This window comes from Sulfurimonas hongkongensis (genome assembly GCF_000445475.1).
GTDB classification, from domain to species: domain Bacteria; phylum Campylobacterota; class Campylobacteria; order Campylobacterales; family Sulfurimonadaceae; genus Sulfurimonas; species Sulfurimonas hongkongensis.
In genome coordinates this window covers 1-20,969 of sequence record NZ_AUPZ01000003.1, presented here as the reverse complement: position 1 = coordinate 20,969, position 20,969 = coordinate 1, and the positions used below count along the sequence as shown (strand labels likewise).

Genomic DNA, 20,969 nt, shown 5'->3' with positions numbered 1-20,969 from the left:
TACTCCCTTTGGCATAATAAATAAAATGGGATTAACCTCCCTTAAATTTATGAAATGCAACAAAGAGGCACAAGTGCCGAGGGCCTCCTGCCGAAGGAAACTCAGCGTTAGCGTAGCCAAAGGGATTACTCCCTTTGGCATAATAAATAAAATGGGATTAACCTCCCTTAAATTTATGAAATGCAACAAAGAGGCACAAGTGCCGAGGGCCTCCTGCCGAAGGAAACTCAGCGTTAGCGTAGCCAAAGGGATTACTCCCTTTGGCGTGACAAATAAAATGGGATTAGGTTCCCTTAAATTTATGAAATAAATTAAAGGACATAAGATGTTAAAATCACTATTTTCAGGTGTATCAGGACTACAATCACACCAAGTTGCAATGGATGTTGAGTCAAACAATATCGCAAATGTAAACACAGTAGGTTTTAAATATTCTCGTGCAAACTTTTCAGATCTGTTGGCTCAAACAAAAGCTATAGCTACAGCACCTCAAGGACAACTCGGTGGTAAAAATCCTGTTCAAGTTGGACTTGGTTCTACTGTAAGCTCTATGACACGAATCTTCTCACAAGGTTCAGTTCAAAACTCTGATAAAAACACCGATGTCGCTATTCAAGGGGATGGTTTTTATATAGTTTCTCCAGATGGTGGTAACACTTATAAGTATACTCGTGCAGGTGACTTTAAGTTTGATGCTGCTGGAAACTTTGTTGATAACAACGGTTTTATAACTCAAGGATGGCTTAGAGATCCTGTAACTGGTAAAGTTGACTCAACTGCACCTATTACAGATATAAATATACCACCAGGACTTACAACTCCAGCCTTTGCTTCACAAGAAGTGGTAGTAAAAGCAAATCTTAACTCAGGACCTATAGTTGAGAGTATGTCTCCAGCTTATGAGGTAAAGTCAGGTAGTACAAATATTCAACCAGCAGCAGTTGATGCAAATGGAAATGCAATAGAGGCTGGTAATATAGGTGTAATGTTTAATGAAGTTGGCGAAGCTTTTTCTATTCAAGAAAATCAAGGAGTATGGGCATCATTTAGAAACTCAGAAGTAGTTGCGGGTGCAGTTGTTGCAAATACCGCTTTAGATATGGATTTTAATGTTGATCCAGAGCTTGGCATTGCAGGTAATACTGTAAATGTAACAGCAGCTGCTGGAGCAACGCCAGCTGAGACAGCTAACAACTATGTAGCTGCTATCAATGCTAAGAGTTCTACCACTGGTGTAACAGCTTCTGTTGATGCAGCTCAAGTTATTACTTTAACAAATACAAATGCTGATGCCTCAGCATCTCACAATATTGACTTTGTAGTAAATACCGGTTCTGGAATAGCAACTGCTTCTAGTGTAACAGCACATAGATATCAGTACAATAAAACCTCTGCAGCTAACACACTTGGTGGGGATAAAACCTTTACTACTACGGCAGATTTGAGAAAATGGCTTGAAGATGAAGCTAGAAATCAAGGTGGTGCAACAAATGGCATAACTGTTGCAGTAAATGAGCAAGGAAAGTTTGAAATCCAAAATCCAAATAGTGGTGTAGATGATTATGATATGAATCTTAAAATTACAGCATATACAGATAAAAGAACGGGTACTGTAGTTACTGAAAACACTCGATTTACTAGAAATATGGAAGCACTAAACTCAGTACTACCACAAGCGAGTGGTGGAACAGCATACTCACAAAGTTTTAATGTAGCTACACACTCAAGCTCCATAGATGTTTTTGACTCATTAGGCTCTAAACATACTCTTAGAATGGAGTTTAGAAAAACAGAGCTTGATACATCAACAGGAAGTACCTGGGATATGCTTGTAACTGTTCCGCCTCCAGCGACTATAGATACAACAGCACCTCTTGATGAAAAAAGGGGCTCTGTCCGTTTTAACAATGATGGTTCATTGGCTACTTACAATCCACCAAATATCTCTTTTAGTGGTAACAATGGTTCAGCTCCAGATCAGCAGATAAACCTTAGTTTTGGTACTGCAAATGCTTTTGATGGAATGACGAGTTTTGATAGTAGATCTGCTACATCAGGGATAAGTCAAGATGGTTATACGGGTGGAGATTTAGTCGGTATCAGAATCGATCAGAGTGGTACTTTAGTTGGATCATTTTCAAATGGTCGTTCTTTTGGTCTTGCTCAAATTGGTATGGCGAAGTTTACAAACAACGAGGGTTTGTCAACTGAGGGTGGAAATATTTTCATTCAAACTGCAAACTCTGGTGATCCTATTATCGGAACTGCCGCAACTGCTGGGCGTGGGTTTATCCAAGCAGCCGCACTTGAAGCGTCAAATGTTGACCTCTCACGTGCCCTAACCCAGCTTATTATCATACAAAGAGGGTTCCAAGCAAATGGTAAAACCATCACAACCTCTGACCAACTTCTACAAACTCTTATAGGATTAAAACAATAAGTTTTAATCCTGCTTCAATTCTTTGCTACCTCGTCTTTAATAAATTGAACCCTCTGATTAATTTATAAACTAGATTCCGTGTCAAGCACGGAATGACGGGACACGCGTCACCCTGAACAAACAAACCGTCACCCTGAACAAACAAACCGTCATCCTGAACTTGATTCAGGATCTACCTTAATAATTGTTCAGAGCACCCAATTAAATATTACAATCTAAAAAACAATAATAACACTTCGCTAAGTATAGTTAAGTTAACATAGTATCAAAGAGTAAGTTGTGTTCTTTAAAAAGTTACGTATTACTCATAAAAAAACGAGCAAGGAGAGTAAAATGAAGAAAAAATTTACAACTGTTGTGGGTGCACCTGTCGCTGACAATAACAATTCACTTACTGCGGGACCAAGAGGTCCTATGCTACTTCAAGATGTATGGTATTTGGAAAAAATGGCACATTTTGATAGAGAAGTCATTCCTGAGAGACGCATGCATGCAAAAGGTTCTGGTGCGTTTGGAACGTTTACAGTCACAAACGATATAACAAAATACACCAAAGCAAAAATCTTCTCTAAAGTTGGAAAAAAAACAGAGATAATTGCTCGGTTTTCCACTGTTGCAGGTGAGAGAGGTGCGGCAGATGCTGAGAGGGATATTCGTGGTTTTGCACTAAAATTTTACACAGAGGAAGGAAACTGGGATCTAGTGGGTAACAATACACCTGTGTTTTTTCTAAGAGATCCACTCAAGTTTCCAGACTTAAACCATGCCATCAAACGAGACCCAAAAACAAATATGCGAAGTGCCAAAAATAACTGGGATTTTTGGTCTAGCTTGCCAGAAGCTCTGCATCAAGTCACCATCACGATGAGCGATAGAGGTATTCCATATTCGTACCGTCATATGCATGGTTTTGGTAGCCACACTTTTAGCTTTATAAATGATAAAAATGAGAGAAACTGGGTCAAATTTCATTTTGTCACCCAACAAGGCATCAAAAACCTAACAGATGAAGAGGCTCAAATATTGGTGGGTCAAAATAGAGAAAGCCATCAGCGGGATTTGTTTGAGAACATCGAAAAAGGTAATTTTCCAAAGTGGAAAATGTTTGTACAGATAATGAGCGAAGAAGATGCGAAGCACTATAAGTTTAACCCTTTTGATTTAACAAGAGTTTGGCTAAAAAAAGATTATCCACTCATAGAAGTTGGAGAGTTTGAGTTAAACCGCAATCCAGAGAACTATTTTGCAGATGTAGAACAAGCTGCATTTAACCCTGCAAGCGTAGTGCCAGGCATTGGTTTTTCACCTGATAAGATGCTTCAAGGAAGACTCTTTTCATACGGAGATGCCCAAAGATACAGACTAGGAGTTAACCATAACTTAATCCCGGTTAATGCCCCAAAATGTGAAGTTCACAGCTATCATAGAGATGGTGCTATGAGAGTTGATGGAAATGCGGGAGCTACGATAGGCTATGAGCCAAACTCTTATGAGGAGTGGCAAGAGCAAAAAGAGTATGCTGAGCCAGAGCTAGATTTAGATGGTGGAGCTAACAGATATGAGCATGATGATGATAACTTTACACAGCCTAGAATGCTATTTCAGCTTATGAGTAAAGAAGAGCAGCAAGTTCTTTTTGAAAATACAGCAAGAGCTATGGGTGATGCTCCACAGAATATTAAGCTAAGACATATAGATAACTGTTCAAAGGCAGATCCTGCTTATGGAGCAGGTGTGGCAAAAGCATTAGGTTTGAGTGTAAAATCATAAACAATAAGTTTTAATTCTCTTTTGATATAATTTCGTTTATAAAAGTTCAGTTCTCTCTGACTCACACACTCCGAGAGTGTGGGAACTAAAGTGACTGAACTAAAAAAACAAGGAACTATGTCAGATGCAATTCTCATCTCCTCTAAAATCAAACTCAAAAAAAGTAATGTTGTTAGGTTCTGGCGAACTTGGTCGTGAAGTGGCTATTGAAGCTCAGAGGCTAGGTCTTGAAGTTATCGCAGTAGATAGATATCCAAACGCACCAGCCCATCAAGTAGCACACCGCTCATATGTTGTAAATATGCAAAATAGAGATGCTCTTTTAGAGATTATAGAGCGTGAAAAACCAGACTTCATACTGCCTGAAATAGAAGCTCTCTCTATAGATGCACTTATTGGGGCAGAGGCGAAGGGCTACAATGTTATCCCAAACGCATCAGCTGTACAAAAGACTATGAACCGTAAAAATATTCGTACATTCGCAGCAGAGACTTTAGGTTTAAACACTGGAGCTTATGAGTTTGTAACAACAGAAGCAGGACTAAGAGATGCCTCTGAACGTATGGGTTACCCTTGTGTAGTAAAGCCTGTTATGAGCTCCTCAGGGCATGGTCAAAGCGTACTTAAGTGCAAAGAAGATGTTTCAAAATCGTGGGAGATTGCAAAAGAGGCACGTGGAGATGCAAGCGAACTTATAGTTGAGGCTTTTGTTGATTTTGACTATGAGATTACGATGTTAACTGCAAGAAATGGCAAAGAGACTCTTTTTTGTGAGCCAATAGGTCATGAGCAAAGAGATGGAGACTATGTCTTTTCATGGCAGCCGATGCAGATGAGTGAAATTGCAAAAAAGAGGTCACAAGAGATGGCTAAGGCTATAACAGATGGGCTTGGTGGTCGTGGACTTTTTGGTGTTGAGCTTTTTATAAAAGGTGATGAAGTTTACTTTAGTGAAGTTAGCCCTCGCCCACACGATACTGGAATGGTCACGCTCATCACACAGAGCCAAAGTGAGTTTGCTTTGCATCTAAGAGCTGTTCTTGGACTTCCTCTTGGGTTTACTTTTTATGGGGAGGGTGCATCAGCAGCTTATAAATCAAAAGCAGAAAACTTCAAGCCAACCTTAGAGATAGATGATAGGCTCTTTAGCGATAACTCATTTATAAGAATATTTTCAAAACCAGATACACATAAAGGTCGAAGACTTGCAGTCGCCCTAGTTTACGACAAGGCAGAAGTAGCTCTTAAAAAATCAAGAGAGCTTATAGAGCTAATAAAGGATGTTTAGATGAAGATAGTTATCTTAGATGCACTGACTTTTGGTGATTCCGATTTGAGCAAATTTAAGAGCTTAGGCGAAGTTGAAGTTTATGAAACAACAAATCGTGAGCAAACTAACTCACGCATAACAAACGCTACTGTTATAGTTACTAACAAAGTTGTTATAGATGATGAGCTTATGAGCAAAGCAACAGACTTAAAACTTATCTGCATCGCAGCTACTGGGATGAACAACATAGACCTAGAAGCTGCGGCTTCAAGAAACATAGAGGTTAAAAATGTGGCTGGATACTCAACTGACTCAGTGGTGCAACACACCTTTTCTATGCTTTTTTATCTCTTAGGACACTCAAGATATTATGATGAGTATGTAAAAGATGGCTCATACACAAAATCTGCTATCTTTACGCATCTACCTAAACCATTTTTTGAGTTAAAGGGTAAGAAGTGGGGCATTATAGGCCTTGGAACAATTGGTCGCGGCGTTGCAAATATTGCATCTGCCTTTGGTGCGAAGATGTGTTATCACTCAACAAGTGGCAAGAATATCACAAGAGACTACTTGCATGTAGAGCTAAAAACACTTCTTGAGACTTGCGATGTTATATCTATACATGCACCGTTAAATGAGCAGACTAAAAACTTACTTTCATATAATGAGCTTAGTCTATGTAAAGACAAGGCAGTAATTTTAAACCTTGGAAGAGGTGGTATTATAGATGAAGATGCTGTCGCTAGAGTAGTTGATGAGAGAGAACTATACTTTGGACTTGATGTTTTAGAGCAAGAACCGATGAAGCAAAATCATCCATTTTTAAGTGTGAAAAACAGGGATAGACTCTATATAACTCCGCATATCGCTTGGGCGTCTAGTGAGGCAAGAGAAAAGCTTATAGAGTTAGTAGTTAAAAATATAACAGACTCTACTCTTTAGTGCAGAGGTGTTAGTGATTTTTTATGAATGAGTTAGCGCTCTTTTTATCTGCCTTTCTAGCAGCTACCATTCTTCCCTTTTCATCAGAAGTTACATTTGTTGCAGCCCTTACATCTGAGATGAATCCACTAAGTGCAATTTTTTTTGCGTCTTGTGGAAATGTACTAGCTATCACTTTGAACTACTGGTTTGGTTACTGGTTATATGATAAAACAAAAACAAAGCTAAACTCCTCAAAAACAGGAACTAAAAGTCTAGAGTATGGACATAAATATGGTTACTTTATACTCCTCTTTTCATGGCTTCCCATCATCGGTGATCCGCTAACACTTGTAGCTGGTGTTTTAAGGCTTAGATTTGTTTGGTTTGTTATAGTCGCTGGAGGTTTGAGGGTTTTAAGATACTACCTCTTAACTCTTGTGGTATAATGAAAACTATGAAAATTCCACTAATTCTTCTAGTATTTTTTAGCACCTTTTTATTTGCCTCTGCAAAAGAGAAAGTATCACTTCAACTTATGTGGGTTGATCAGTTTCAGTTTGCGGGTTATTATATGGCAAAAGAGAAGGGTTTTTATGAGGAAGCTGGACTTGAAGTTGAGATAAAAAAGTTTGCAAAAGAGACAAACACTGTAGAGGAAGTGATGAGCTCTAGGGCGACTTATGGTGTCGGCCGCTCAAGTTTGATAAGGACTCGTTCTGAGGGAGAGAAGGTAGTTTTGCTCTCAGCTATTTTTCAATCTTCTCCTTTTGTTTTAATAACTAAAGATATAACAAAGATAAAAAGCATCAAAGACTTTAGAGGTAAAAAAATTATGCTAACTAAAGATGCATCTGATGCTGCATCTATTAGAGCTATGATAATGTCAAGCGGAGTTAAAGAGTCGGAGCTAGAGATACTAAGCCATAGTTTTAATTTTGACGATCTTTTAGATGGTAAGGTCGATTTGTACGCTGGATATACAACAAATGAGACATTTATTTTGCAAGAAAAAAACATCCCTTATAGAGTTTTTTCTCCAAAAGATGAGGGTTTTGATTTTTATAGTGACATACTATTTACATCTCAAAAAGAGTTAGAGAAACATCCACAAAGAGTGGAAAGATTTAGAGATGCTTCTCTACGAGGATGGAGATATGCATTTGAAAACATAGAAGAGAGCATAGAGTTAATTCATGAGAAGTATAACCCTGCAAACAAAAGCTTAGAAGCTCTAAGATATGAAGCAAAGGAGCTGAAAAAACTAGCCTTTGAGGATAATACGAAGTTTGGCGAGATAAAAGAGGAGAGAGTTCATAGGATACTTGATATATATAAAATCCTAGGATTTGCTAAAGATAAGATAGATATGGATGAGTTTATTTTTAGTAAGAGCTCAAATGTCTTAAGTGCAAAAGAGTATGCATATTTAAGAGATAAAAAAGAGATAAGACTCTGCATGATACCCTCTTTTTTGCCATACAGCACTATAAAAGATGGTGAAATAGAGGGCATTGGAGCTGGGATTCTTGACATTATCTCTCAAAGTGTGCCGATAAACTTTAGACTTATAAAGACTAACTCATGGCAAGAGACACTCTCTTTGGCAAGAGAGGGCAAGTGTGACTTTTTGCCAATAGCAGAAGATACAAAGTCAAGAAGAGAGTATCTTGATTTTACAACTTCCTACTTTAAAGACTCCATAGCAATTGTAACAAATGATAAAAAAAATTATATCTTAGATATTAGAAGTGTCTCCGATAAAGAGTTTAGTGTAACGGAGGGCTACTCTTTTGTAGAGACCATAAGAGAAAAATATCCAGAGTTAAAACTTCACATAGTTTCTACAAGAAAAGAGGGTTTTATGGGTGTGCAAAAAGGGAAATATTATGGTCATATAGATGCTATGATGGCAGCAGCTTACTACATGCAAAATAACTCAAAGTTAAACCTTAAAATATCTGGACAACTTGAAGATGATATAAAGATTAGTTTTGGAGTCAAAAAGGATGATGAGATACTCCTTAGTATATTTCAAAAGATAGCAAATGAACTAGAACCAAAAGATATACAAAGGGTTTTAAATGAGTGGGTATCCATAAACTACACAACAAGTTCAGACTATGGTTATCTCAAAAATGTCTTGCTTATTGTTTTTGGTTTAACTTTGATATTTGGATATAGGCACTATATACTCAAGAAGAAAAACAAACAACTCCAAATACTTCAAAATCAACTTGTTAGGCTCAACAAATCATTAGAGACAAAAGTAGCTGATGCGGTTAATGATGTGCTCAAAAAAGATGCCTATCTTCTCCATCAGTCTCGTTTGGCTCAGATGGGAGAGATGCTAAGCATGATAGCCCATCAGTGGAAACAACCTCTTAGCTCCATCTCTTCGATGCAGATAGCTATTCGGATGGCTATAGAGCTTGAGAGATTTGATCTTAGTGATGAAAAACAAAGAGAAGAATTTTTAGAATTTGTACATCAGAAGCTAGACAAAATAGCAGCAAACACTCAAAATCTAAGTCAAACTATCTCAAACTTTAGCGATTTTTACAAACCAAACAAAAAAGCAGAGATACGAAAACTTGATAAAGTGGTTATGAAAGCCTGTAGTCTTATAGAAGACAACATGGACGCAAGCAATATAAGTATAAGTATGAGTCTGCACTCAGATTCAGTAGTAAAGCTTCATGAAAATGAGTTTATGCAAGTTATACTAAATCTCTTAAACAATGCAAAAGATCAACTAATAGAAAAAGCTATTAAAGATGCGCAGATTAAGATAAAAAGCTATGATGAGAAGGGAGATGTTATTTTAGAGATTAGCGATAATGCTTTGGGAATTGATAAGAGCATTATAGACAATGTTTTTGATCCATATTTCTCTACAAAGTTAGAAAAAAATGGTACAGGCTTGGGGCTTTATATGTCAAAGCAAATCATAGAAGAGTATCATGATGGTAGTATTAGCGTGAAAAATGGCAGAGATGGCGCTATATTTACAATAAAGTTAGAAATAGAGGATAACGATGCGAAGTGATGTGTTGATAATAGGAGCAGGTGGAGCAGGTTTAGTAGCTGCTATAAATGCCCACAGTCAGGGTGCTAAAGTAAGAGTTATAACAAAAGAGTATCCAACAAGGAGTCAAACTTGTATGGCTCAAGGCGGCATAAATGCGGCTCTGGGCAATGCAAGCGAAGATAGCGTGGAGGCACATATTCAAAATACTTTAAAGTCAGCTCACGGCATTGCAAATGAAGAAGCAGTTAGGCTTTTGTGCCAGAGAGCACCCGAGGCAGTTGAGTGGCTAGATAGCATAGGAGTCTGTTTTTCAAGAACTAAAGATGCGAAGATAGCTCAAAGAACTCTAGGCGGTGCATCAGCACCAAGAGCTTGTTATGCCAAAGACTATACAGGCTTAAAGATTTTGCATACTCTTTATGATAGATGTAACGCCCTTGGCATCGAGATACTAAGCGAGAGATATCTTCTAAATCTTGTGACTCAAAAATCGATAAGCTCAGATGTATATATCGGAGGTGCTACTTTTTTAAACATAAGAAGTGGGGAAGTGGAGACTTACGAAGCCGCATCTGTGATAGTCGCAACAGGTGGATATTCTCGTGTCTATGATAGCCACTCTACAAACTCTACAAGTTCAACAGGAGATGGTTTAGCCACAGCCATAAGAGCTGGAGCGAGACTAAGTGATATGGAGTTTATCCAGTTTCATCCAACTGCACTAAAAAACTCATCTATCCTTATCTCAGAGAGTGCAAGGGGAGCTGGAGGCTATCTTTTAAACTCTAAGGGCGAGAGATTTACTAACGAGCTAGCACCTCGTGATGAAGTGGCTCGTGCGATAAATGAAGAGATTCAAAAGGGTGAGGACGTTTTTTTAGATATTCGCCACCTAGGCGAGGAGTTTATAGATAGAGAGCTCCCACAAGAGAGAAAACTAGCAAAACTTTATGAAAATGTAGACCCAGTTTATGAACTTGTTCCTATAAAACCAGTGGCACACTACACTATGGGCGGTATAGAGGTAGATGAAAACTCAAGTACTAAGATAAAAGGACTATTTGCCGTTGGAGAGTGTGCAAATCACAAAATACACGGTGCAAACAGACTAGGCGGAAACTCTCTTTTAGAGCTTGTTGTCTTTGGAGGGCAGGTTGGTATAAATGCTGCAAAGTACGCAAAAACATTTGACAAAGTCATAGATGCAAGTGAGCAAACACAAAGAGATAAAAACTTTGTAGCGGAAGTAAAAGAGTCTACAAACCAGATAGACTTTTACGAAAAACGGACATTAATTGGAAATATTTTTTATAATAATGTTGGGATTTCAAGAGATGAGATGGGTTTAAAAGAGGCTCTTGATGCAATTTACAAAATCCAAAAAGAGCTACCATTTATGGGAGTAAAAGACAGGTCTAAAACATATAACACTAACTTAGTGGAGTTTATAGAGTTTGTAAATATGCTTGAACTTTGCGAAAATGTTTTAGTCTGTGCCATCAGTAGATGTGAAAGTAGGGGTGCACACTACAGAAGTGATATACCAAAACAAAATGACATTGCCTACAAGGCTCACACCATCACATATAGAGAAGATGGTGTGCTTTGTGTAAACTTTGTGGAGTAAGAGATGAAGATTAAAATAGCAAGATATATGAGCAAAACAAAAGAAACTGCCTTGGAGTATGAAGTGGATTTGAGTGATGTTACGCTCTTAGAGGTTTTAAATGAGATAAAAACAAAGCAAGATGCAACGCTTTCATACTCAAGTGGCTGTAGAAGTAGCATCTGCGGGAGTTGCTCTATGAGAGTAAATGATAGAGAAGTTTTGGCTTGTGCGTACAAAGTACAAGATGGCGACTTCATTGAGCCTATGAAAAATTCTGCTGTTATTCGTGACTTAGTTGTAGATATGGACAGAGCTTATGAGTTTAACGCAAAAGCAAAAGCGTGGCAAAATTCTATAAAAAAAGGACTAAATTTAAGCGAAGAAAACCAGACAATAAACGAGCTTCAAAGTGACTGCATCCTATGTGGTTCCTGCTATAGTGTTTGTCCAGTTTATGCTGTAAATGATGAGTTTTTAGGACCTTTTGCACTAACTCGTGTTTGGAGATATGTTAGTGATAAAAGAGAGAATGAGCCACAAAGTAAGATTGATACTATTCAAACTAACGGTGTTTGGGACTGTACACTTTGTAATGAGTGTACGCTTGTTTGTCCACAAGGGATATCAAGTAAAGCAGATATAGAAAAACTCCGCATGAGAAGTATGGCATCAGGACATAGCGATCCTAGTTTTGCAACATCTTTTCAAGGAGCTTCGTTTGATGGAAGCCCTAGTTTTTAGCGGTACTTTATGCAGTTTCTTCCTGCATTTTTAGCCTCATAAAGAAGCTCATCTGCTCGTTTAAAGACTTCGTCCATTCTGTGAGGCCTATCTATCATAGTTACACCAAAACTACATGTTAGCACAATGTCGTTATAAAAGAGATGTGAACAAGTGTTCTCTTTTATCTTTTGTGTTAGTGAGACTACATCTTCAAGGGAGTTTGCTCTTAAGACTATAGCAAACTCTTCTCCTCCCCATCTTGCAAAAAAGTCATCAACTCTTATGCTTTGCTTTACAATACTTGTTAACTCTTTTAGTATAACATCTCCAGCGTCGTGACCGTGAGTGTCATTTATCTCTTTGAAGTGATCTATATCAAAAAAGATGATGGCATATTCATTTGGAACTTTGACTTTTTTTTGCAAGAAATTATTTAGTGAGGCTCTGTTGTTTATGCCTGTTAGTGTATCTGTCTCTACTTCTACTTCTAGTTTACCAATGTTTTTGTAGGCATTTTCGAGACTGTTTGAGTATTTTGTAAAGATGATATATATTAAAATAAAACAGACTAAAAGTATAAGAAAGTTTAAAAAATTTGTTAGAATGATGGAGTTTTTATTTTCCAGTACTTTTTTTGTAATGTCTTTTGCAATTAAGATTTTGGCTACCATATTGCCTTCATAATCATCAAGTGACAGGTCATTAAAGAGGAGATAAGTTCTCTCTCCTATCTCCACTATTTGTGTTTTTTTATCAAAATCAACCTTTTCTTTTATCTTGTTAAAAAAGTAGTTTTTAAAGAGTATGGAGAATTCTCCCAAGTCCTCAGAATCTATCTGTTTTTGAAGATGCTTTAGGCTAGAGGTTTTTACTAAAACTTGCGACTGGGCACCAAGTAAAGAGCTCATATGAGATGCAAAATACTGAGGTTTTATACCAAACTCTAAAACTCCTAAATGCTCATCATCTCTAGTTATAAAAGGGATAGAGATGCGATAGTTTATACCATTTTTACCAGTCTCAAATCCAAAATGAACTTTTTTGTCTATATTTGTTTGTTTAATTATGGGGCGAATATCTGTTAAGTCATCATCATAACTTGTAGGTTTGTGCATTCTAAGTATGGTAGTGTTTGAAGTGTCATGTAGATGCATGACATAAAGATCAGGATTGAACTCTTGTAATCTTAAGTAGTTTTTTTCAAGTTTGTAATAGATGAGTTCTCTATATCTATGCTTTATAGGTTCATAAATATCTTGCATATTTGTAAATACAAAGCCTATAGAGGTATACTTTTCTTCTAGGTTTGAAATAAGATTGCGGTATTGTAAGACAGCATTTTTGTGAAGTTCTTGCATCTGCAGCTCAATCATTGAACGTTGATGCTTCACATCATAATAACCTCTAAAGATGAGTGCTAAAAAAAAGATAAACCCAACAACTAACAGATATCTATTTTTTAGCTTGTTTGAGTAGTTTAAATACATGTCTTAATTATACCACATAGACATAGTTTTTTCTTATAAGCAAAGAAAAATCTTTATAACATAGTTTTGTTATGTTATAATAAATGTTATTATTTTAAAAGGGCAAAAGATGGCAAAAGAACACTCATTTGATATTAGTGCAAAGATAGATATGCAAAACTTTAAAAATGCTATAAATATGGCAGAAAAAGAGGTCGCTAACCGTTATGACTTCAAAGGTACAGCTTACGAAGTTAACTACAAAGAGGGAGATAAACTACTTGTTTTAATAGCATCTAGTGATAACAAACTCGACGCTCTAAAAGACATAGTTATAGCTAAACTTTTAAGACAAGATCTCTCTTCTAAGGTTTTAGAAGAGTTAAGGGTCGAAGACTCTTCAGGTGGGAACAAGAAAGTAACCTTTAAAGTAGTTGACTATATAGAGTCTAAAGAAGCAAAAAAAATAACTGCTGAGATAAAAAAATTAAAACTCAAAGTAAATGCTCAGATAGAGGGCGATGCCATCAGGGTTAAAGGTAAAAGTCTTGATGATTTGCAAAAGGTTATAAGCGAGATTCGATCACAGGAGTGGGAAGCTCCGCTAGTGTTTGAAAATATGAGATAAGGAAGAGTTTATGTCAAAGATGAGCATAGCAGATGCCGCCACTAAACTAGGGGTCTCAAAAGAGGCGATACATAACCGCATAAGAAGAGGCTCGCTAGAGAGTGTAGTAGAAGATGGCGTAAAACTTGTCCTGCTAGACTCTGATGTGACTAACAAACAAACTATAAAACAAACTAACAAAAGAGCAACGCAACAAAATGATGATAAATACTACAAACTTTTAGAGGATCAAAATGAAAGACTTAGACAAAAAGTAGATAGACTCGAAGGTGAGACTAAATCTCTAAGAGAGCAAAAAGAACAGATGCTCATAGAAGAGAGGATCAGGATAGAGAAGATCTACAAAGACAAAGATGAGCAGTTAAAAAATATGTTAAACGCAATATCATCTAAGTTTTTACAACACACTCTAAAAGAGGAACTAATCATAGATAGCCAAGATCTTGTAGAAGCAGAGATAGAAGTTGATGAAGAAAAATCAACTCTTATCTCTTTAAAAAAGTACTTTAAACAGAGCTCATATAGTGCTAAAAAACTCAAAAAATTAAAAGAAAAGTTTAAAAAAGCAGCTAAAGAAGATGATGAGAGATTCCAAAAGATTGGCAAAAAACACTACCTAGACACTTCAAAATATGACTATAGTGACCTTTTTAGTTAGATCCCTACTCTTACTTTGTGGGGTTGTTACGCACGAAAGATGACGAAGTTTGGTTCAAAAATATTAAAGTTAAAGTGAAATATAAAAGCAGGTTCCAACTCCAAGTTCGCTCTCAACCCAAATCTCACCTCTGTGCAGTTCTGTTATGATTTTGTGCGTGATGGCAAGTCCTAATCCTGTTCCTTTTATAACATTTGTATGAGCATTTTTGCCCTGTTTAAAGGGTGTAAATAGTGCATCTACATCTTCTGTGTCCATGCCATCTCCATAATCGCAAATACCAAAAATATGTTTAGTCCCTTGCCTCTTGTGAGATATATCTATAGCACTACTCTCTTTAGAAAACTTTACAGCGTTTGAGATGATATTTATGAGTGCCTGTTTTAGTAGTTGTTTGTCTGCATAGATAGTTATATCTTCATCTATTTCAAACATATTTAGAGTTATAGACTTCTCTAGCATCTGCGCTTCACACATCACAATAGCTTCATCAAAGAGCTCTTTTATCGCTATATCATTAGGATGAGCTAGCATCTCATTCTCATCCATCTTTGAAAAATCTAGTATGGAATTTACAAGGCGTAAAAGGTTATCTCCAGATAGATTTATCTTTTTTATATACTCTTTATCTTTGGCATCTAACTTATCTCGTCTTAGAAGTATTTGAGAAAAACCTATGATGGCATTTAGTGGGGTTCTAAGTTCATGCGACATGTTTGCTAAAAAGCGACTCTTTGATCTTTCTGCTTTGTTGGCTTCATCTAGTGCTTTGTGTAGGTTTGTAGTGTCATAGCGTATAGACAAAAACTCCTCTATCTCTTCTTTGTCATTTAGTATAGGTACAATAGTCGCAAAAACATAGTAAACACTTCCATCCTTTGCTCTATTTTTTATATCTCCTTGCCAAACTTTTTTGCTAAGGATAGTTTTCCACAAGTCTTTAAAAGTCTCTTTTGGAGTATCTTCATGTTTTACAATAGAGTGTGACTTTCCAAGCAACTCACCCTCACTATAGCCAGATATCTTGATAAAGGCATCATTAACATAAGTAATCATTCCTTTTTTATCTGCCTTGCTAACAATAGCACCCAAATCAACAGCTCTTTTATACTCTGAGAGTAGCTTGTTTTTGTAGGTGTACTTCTCTTGTAAGCTTGTGTGTGTGTTTTGGAGTTTTTTGTTTTTAAAGAAGCTAACTAAAAAGTAGTAGATGGTTAAGAGTATAAAGTTTAGCAAGATAAATAAGATGATATTTAAAGTAGAAATATCTGGACTGCTTTGTTCTTTTGATATATCTGAAGCTAGATATAAAAGCTCTAAAATCATTACGATAGTTATAATACTTATGGGAATTATTATGATATTTTTAAATATTTTTTTTAAAAAACTATTCACTAAAGACCTCGCCTTTTATAGATGCACAGATATGATCTATATTGTGTTTGTTTACGATGCCCTCTAGGTTTGTAGAGCCTGTTAGAGATGATGAGATAGCTATCTCCTCTTCGGCTGAGATAACTATGGTTGGTATCTTGATGCTCTCTTCTTCCATAAACTCTAAGATCTCTGCACTAATGCCATCTGTAAGAAAAAAGTCTAAAATCAAATAGTCATATTTGTTCTTTAAAAGGAGGTTTTTTGCTTTGTTTATGCTATCTGTAAAGGTGAGATTTACATTTTTTCTAAGATGCTCTGCTAGTATCTTTTGGTAACTTGCTGAGTTCTCCACTATAAGTACATTTCTTGCATCTTTTGGAGCTTCATTTATACTAAATGTGTGTGACTCTACCATCGATGTTGGCATATTTATAAAGAAACTGCTTCCCTCTCCTAGCTTGCTTTGGACTCTTAGAGTGCCCTTGTGTAACTCTTCAATTATTTTTTTACTTATCATAAGCCCAAGTCCTGTTCCTTGCTGGAGCTTTTGGTAGTCGTTATCTATCTGAGAAAAAGCTTGAAAAAGTTTAGATATGGACTCTTTAGATAAGCCAATACCGTTGTCTTTTACTTCAAACTCATACATCTGTTTAGTTGCATCGTAGGTAATATTAAGACTAACATTTCCGTTATTGTTAGTAAATTTTATAGCATTTGTTAGTAAGTTTATAAGGACTTGCTTGAAAAGCTTTGCATCTATATATAGGTTTAGCGAAACGATGCTTGGCATCTTAAGAGTGATATTTTTCTCTTGTGCTAGGGGCTGTACAAGAATCGATACTTCGCTTATGATGTTTGGGATATTGCTAAGTTTAGGATTAAACTGCATTTTTCCAGCTTCTAGTTTTGCAAAGTCTAAGATAGTGTTTACAAGGTCTAGCAAATTTTTACCAGCTATATTTATCTTGCCTACATAGTTCCTGATGGTCTCAGGCGTATCTTTTTTCATCATAATGATTTGAGAAAAACCTGTTATGGCATTTAGCGGAGTCCTAAGCTCGTGCGACATATTTGCTAAAAATATATCTTTTGATTTGTTGGCATTTTCAGCTTTATCGGCAAAAGTTATAAGTGAAGATTCCCTCTCCTTTGCTAAGATATTAAGGTCTAAAACCTCTATAAGGATGCTTAGCATCTCATAAACATAGTCATTTGTGAAGTCAAGCTTTAGTCTTATCCCCAAGTAGATGTTTTTAGCAGAGTGTCTTAGCATCTTTTGTATATTGTAACTATCATCCGCTTGTGTGTGATGGTCTACGTAGATATCATCTATGGCCCATTGAAACTCATTGAAAGTCTTTTTTAAAATACTTTTAAACATCTCATCAAAATCATCAAAATACTCTTTTTTATGAAAAAGCTCAGTAATATTTTTCATAGATTTTATACCAGCATTTAAAGCCACATGACCATCCTCTATGGACTCATGCAGTGATCTGTTTAGCACTGTTTTTAACTCTTTTGTGATGTTAGAGATATTTTTTTTGTAGCTTTGCATCATCTCTCTATTTTCCTCTTTTGCCACTCGCTTAAAAGCTACAAATTCTTGATGCCATTTGTCATGCAAAGATGCAACACTTTGTAGTTCATCACCTAAGATATATTCATATTTTTCATCACTCTTTAGAACATTTAAAATCTTTCCAAAGGCGCATTTATTTGGGTCTTCTTGGATATTGTTTGTGTTTTTTATGGCACTTATGGCATCTTGTGCATCATCTATTTTTTTCATGTTTTGTTTGTGATACTCAAAGCCTACATAGAGTTCATTTTGCGCATTAAAACCCTTTAGGTTTTGGATGGAGTCGGTGTAGAGTTTGGTTTTTTGTATATAGTATCCATCATTCATTACATGCTCTACGAGTCTAAGTATTTTTTTGATGAGACATTTATGCTGATCTACGAACTCGTTTACCTTGGCTAGTTTTTTTAAAACCTCATTTATGGCTAAAAATCCATGAGTAACTTTTGGAGGGTCAAGTTTTATAGAAAAATGGATGGAGCCTATAAAGTGGATTCTATCTATGTAAGCCTCATCGATAGGAGCAGTTAGCACAAAAGCAACAAACTCTTTTATGTTTTTTACAAGTCTATTTGTATCCGCATGAGCTAAGTAGATGGAGAGTTTAGAGTTGTTTAGTAGATAGTTTTTAACAAAATCATCAACAACTATAGTAGAGATGGAGTGAGCAAACTCAGAAAAAACAACTCTTGATTCAAGATCTTCTTTAGAGATTAGAAAATTAGCCAACAGCTCATCTATTTGTGTCTGTGTCATTTGGTATGCCTTAAATATATTTTTGCAAAGTTCTCTCAAGTTCATTCATATCTATAGGCTTAGATATATAGTCATCAAAGCCGTGCATTAGCATCTTCTCTTTATCTCCAGAGATTGCAAGCGCGGTTATAGCAATGATGGGTTTTGTGAAGTTGTGCTTTTCTCTTAAGATATCGTGAAGCTCACAACCATTTATCTCTGGCATATCAATATCACTTAAAATCAAGTCATAACTAGAGATGTCAAGCTCCAAAATATCATTTGCGCTCTCATAGGTCTCTATGCTTACATCTTCAAAGAGCATCTCTATCATATCATTTAAAACCACTCTATTTAGCTCATTGTCATCTACAAAAAGTATCTTCACTGTCTCTCCTCTAGGGATTTTATATCACAATCAGTAAACTCTTCATCTTTATATTTCTCTTTTATCTTTAAAAACTCATCTAGATTGTTTAAAAAAAGTGTTATAAGTAGTGGATCAAAGTGAGTGCCTGAATCCTTTTTCATAATGCTTAAAACTTTATCAAGCTCCATTGCCTCTTTATAACATCTCTTTGAACTTAGTGCATCAAAGACATCAGCAACAGTAATTATCCTAGCATATAAGTGGATATTTTTGCCAGATAGTCCACTTGGGTAACCTGTTCCATCCCATTTTTCATGGTGCTGCAAGGCTATGATGCGACCTGCATTTAAAACAGGAAATCTCTGTGTACCATCTAATATCTTAGCTCCAATAACAGAGTGTTGCTTCATAATCTCAAACTCATGAGGCTCAAATCTACCGGGCTTTAGCAAGATCTTATCAGGAATCCCAACCTTACCAATATCATGAAGTGGCGCAGCATAGAGAACAAGTTCGCACTCTTGTTTATCTAAACCGTAAAGTCTTGCTAAAAGCTCGGAGTAAAGACTCATCCGCTTTATATGTCCGCCTGTCTCTAAGTCTCTAAACTCACTAGCACGACCGAGTCTGATGGAGATCTCATACTCAGCCTCTTTTGAGAGCTTTAGTGCCTCTTGAAGCTCCTTGGTTCTAAGTTGTACTTGGCTCTCTAGTATCTCAGTTTGGTTGATTATCTGCTCATGGTAGCGGTTTAGTTTTGCATAATTTAGAGTTCTAGCACAAAGTACTTCTATGTCGTAGGGCTTAGTTATGAAGTCACTAGCACCTAGTTTTAGTGCCTCGCTTTCTCTCTCTGTGTTTGCAGTTACCATTAAGATGGGAAGTAGTTTTAGTTTTGGATTTTGCTTGATAATTTTTAAGGCTTCTATGCCGTCCATCATAGGCATACTGATATCTAAAAGAACCACATCAAACTTTTTTTGCTCTAAGTGCTCTAACGCTTCTTTTGCATTTATAGCATTTATAATTTCGACATTTGTATACTCCATAAATGCAGCTTCTATCAGGTCAAGATTAAAAGGTTCATCATCTACAGCAAGAATTGAGAAATTGTCTAGCATCTGTACTCCAAAAATATACTTTTTGTTATTTTACATTACAATTACCATACTATAGCTTATTTTTATTAAGAGATAGTTATGAGTTTATGAGTCTTTAGAGTAGATTTAGTAACATAAAGGTAAAATCATACTCTTTAAAAATATGGACAGTTGGGAGAGTGGCCGAATCCGCTACCTTGGAAAGGTAGTGTAGGGTAACCTACCGTGAGTTCGAATCTCACACTGTCCACCACCGCAACGCTACTTCTATGATACAATCCTAATACTATTATAAGTGAAGGGCTTGATATGAAACAACTTAATATGTCCAATATGGAAAAGTATTTAAACTTTCTACTGATAATGGCTATCTTCTAAATATGATAAATTTATAGTATAGAGACAATAAAACATATAGCCCTATAGAGATTATCAAGACTCGCAGGGGTTTAGAAAAGATTTCTGACCATCTAGCAACCATAATGCTACAAAACTTTACATATTTGCAACCAGCAGATAGAGGGGTATGATTTTTAAGTAATCTTCAACTAAAATACAATGATATTTATACCGAAGAAGAAGCTATATTTAAAGCTCTTGAAAAAGGAGTTACGGCTACCCCAGAAAAGATGTACGGATCTGAAAAAATGCTGGTTATGACTTATATGCAATGTTTGAAATTTTAAAAGAGACAAAGGGTAATTTTGTAATTATTTCTCCAGCACCTCTTGAACCAATAAACTTAAAACCGCCAGTTTCATTCATAATATTTATTACCATTATTGGAACCCCCTTTGAAGTTTTTTGTCAAAAATAGATGATTTGAGTATACTGTTATATTGACTAATGTAATTAACTAAGCATATTAAAGTATTACTATCGACGTAATTTAGTGTTTATATAATTGAGTGCTCTGAACAATTATTAAGATAGATCCTGAATCAAGTTCAGGATGACGGTTTGTTTGTTCAAGATGACGGTTTTGTTTGTTCAGGATGACGGTTTGTTTATTCAGGATGACGCGTGTCCCGTCATTCCGTGCTTGACACGGAATCTAGTTTATAAATTAATCAGATGGTTCAATTTATTTATAGTATACAAAGATTAAAAAGAGGAAAAAAAATGGACTTACTGCTTTTACAATCATTCTTGCTCTGGTGTTCTGTTATCAACTTCTCTATACTTTTGATATGGTTTGCAATGTTTGTGGTGGCTCATGAATTTATCTATAGCCTACTGTCAAGCGCAATCCAAAAATGTACCAAAACGCAGTGCAAAAATGAAGC

Annotated in this window: 17 protein-coding genes and 1 tRNA gene; 12 read left to right on the top strand and 6 right to left on the bottom strand. The window is 36.2% G+C overall.

Features of this window, described 5'->3' with window-relative positions; genetic code table 11:
* Window positions 1-325: 325 nt before the first annotated feature.
* From flgE to M947_RS14445, 8 genes are all read left to right on the top strand, one after another.
* On the top strand, window positions 326-2,440 hold the full coding sequence (gene flgE / locus M947_RS14480; RefSeq protein WP_021286764.1) for a flagellar hook protein FlgE: 2,115 nt from the start codon (window positions 326-328) through the stop codon (window positions 2,438-2,440).
* Window positions 2,441-2,773: 333 nt separating this feature from the next.
* Entirely contained in the window at window positions 2,774-4,210 is a 1,437-nt protein-coding gene (locus M947_RS14475) for a catalase (protein ID WP_021286763.1), read from the top strand.
* A gap of 124 nt (window positions 4,211-4,334) precedes the next feature.
* Window positions 4,335-5,498, top strand: coding sequence for a formate-dependent phosphoribosylglycinamide formyltransferase (purT, locus tag M947_RS14470; protein ID WP_021286762.1), 1,164 nt, complete (start codon window positions 4,335-4,337; stop codon window positions 5,496-5,498).
* Window positions 5,499-6,425: a D-2-hydroxyacid dehydrogenase gene (locus tag M947_RS14465; RefSeq protein ID WP_021286761.1), complete on the top strand. Its 927-nt coding sequence runs from the start codon at window positions 5,499-5,501 to the stop codon at window positions 6,423-6,425.
* A gap of 23 nt (window positions 6,426-6,448) precedes the next feature.
* Window positions 6,449-6,853: a YqaA family protein gene (locus M947_RS14460; protein WP_021286760.1), complete on the top strand. Its 405-nt coding sequence runs from the start codon at window positions 6,449-6,451 to the stop codon at window positions 6,851-6,853.
* Between the two features lie 8 nt (window positions 6,854-6,861).
* Complete coding sequence (locus M947_RS14455; RefSeq protein WP_031347831.1) at window positions 6,862-9,453, top strand: ABC transporter substrate-binding protein; 2,592 nt, start codon at window positions 6,862-6,864, stop codon at window positions 9,451-9,453.
* On the top strand, window positions 9,443-11,062 hold the full coding sequence (locus M947_RS14450) for an FAD-binding protein (protein ID WP_021286758.1): 1,620 nt from the start codon (window positions 9,443-9,445) through the stop codon (window positions 11,060-11,062). Before M947_RS14455 ends, M947_RS14450 begins: the two co-directional genes overlap by 11 nt.
* Window positions 11,063-11,065: 3 nt before the next feature.
* On the top strand, window positions 11,066-11,785 hold the full coding sequence (locus M947_RS14445) for a succinate dehydrogenase/fumarate reductase iron-sulfur subunit (protein ID WP_021286757.1): 720 nt from the start codon (window positions 11,066-11,068) through the stop codon (window positions 11,783-11,785).
* Here M947_RS14445 and M947_RS14440 read toward each other — a convergent pair.
* Window positions 11,782-13,254 (bottom strand): diguanylate cyclase, encoded by a 1,473-nt coding sequence (locus M947_RS14440; RefSeq protein ID WP_021286756.1) that lies wholly within the window; start codon window positions 13,252-13,254, stop codon window positions 11,782-11,784. The two genes, M947_RS14445 and M947_RS14440, sit on opposite strands and share 4 nt — an antisense overlap.
* 109 nt (window positions 13,255-13,363) lie before the next feature.
* Here M947_RS14440 and M947_RS14435 point away from each other — a divergent pair, with 109 nt between their 5' ends.
* Together M947_RS14435 and M947_RS14430 are read left to right on the top strand one after the other, a co-directional pair.
* Window positions 13,364-13,861, top strand: coding sequence for a YajQ family cyclic di-GMP-binding protein (locus tag M947_RS14435; RefSeq protein WP_021286755.1), 498 nt, complete (start codon window positions 13,364-13,366; stop codon window positions 13,859-13,861).
* Window positions 13,862-13,871: 10 nt separating this feature from the next.
* A complete protein-coding gene (locus tag M947_RS14430; protein WP_021286754.1) occupies window positions 13,872-14,519 on the top strand; it encodes a hypothetical protein in 648 nt (215 codons plus the stop codon).
* Between the two features lie 69 nt (window positions 14,520-14,588).
* Here M947_RS14430 and M947_RS14425 read toward each other — a convergent pair whose 3' ends face one another.
* The 4 genes from M947_RS14425 to M947_RS14415 are packed head-to-tail and all read right to left on the bottom strand — an operon-like array spanning window position 14,589 to window position 19,704.
* Window positions 14,589-15,914 carry a PAS domain-containing sensor histidine kinase gene (locus M947_RS14425; RefSeq protein ID WP_021286753.1) on the bottom strand — a complete coding sequence of 442 codons (1,326 nt, stop codon included), beginning with the start codon at window positions 15,912-15,914 and terminating at the stop codon, window positions 14,589-14,591.
* Window positions 15,907-18,234, bottom strand: a complete 2,328-nt coding sequence (locus M947_RS23215) for an ATP-binding protein (RefSeq protein ID WP_021286752.1) — start codon at window positions 18,232-18,234, stop codon at window positions 15,907-15,909. Before M947_RS23215 ends, M947_RS14425 begins: the two co-directional genes overlap by 8 nt.
* 10 nt (window positions 18,235-18,244) lie before the next feature.
* Window positions 18,245-18,601, bottom strand: coding sequence for a response regulator (locus M947_RS14420; protein ID WP_021286751.1), 357 nt, complete (start codon window positions 18,599-18,601; stop codon window positions 18,245-18,247).
* Window positions 18,598-19,704 carry an HD domain-containing phosphohydrolase gene (locus tag M947_RS14415; protein ID WP_021286750.1) on the bottom strand — a complete coding sequence of 369 codons (1,107 nt, stop codon included), beginning with the start codon at window positions 19,702-19,704 and terminating at the stop codon, window positions 18,598-18,600. The genes M947_RS14420 and M947_RS14415 overlap by 4 nt, the downstream gene beginning before the upstream one ends.
* A gap of 144 nt (window positions 19,705-19,848) precedes the next feature.
* Here M947_RS14415 and M947_RS14410 point away from each other — a divergent pair.
* Window positions 19,849-19,936 (top strand) — tRNA-Ser (locus M947_RS14410).
* Window positions 19,937-20,337: 401 nt separating this feature from the next.
* On the opposite strand, the gene M947_RS23745 is transcribed toward M947_RS14410, so the two are convergent.
* A complete protein-coding gene (locus tag M947_RS23745) occupies window positions 20,338-20,463 on the bottom strand; it encodes a hypothetical protein (protein ID WP_021286749.1) in 126 nt (41 codons plus the stop codon).
* A 294-nt stretch (window positions 20,464-20,757) separates the two neighbouring features.
* Here M947_RS23745 and M947_RS23835 point away from each other — a divergent pair.
* A partial coding sequence (locus M947_RS23835) for a DUF6868 family protein (protein ID WP_425425629.1) occupies window positions 20,758-20,969 on the top strand: 212 nt, incomplete at its 3' end.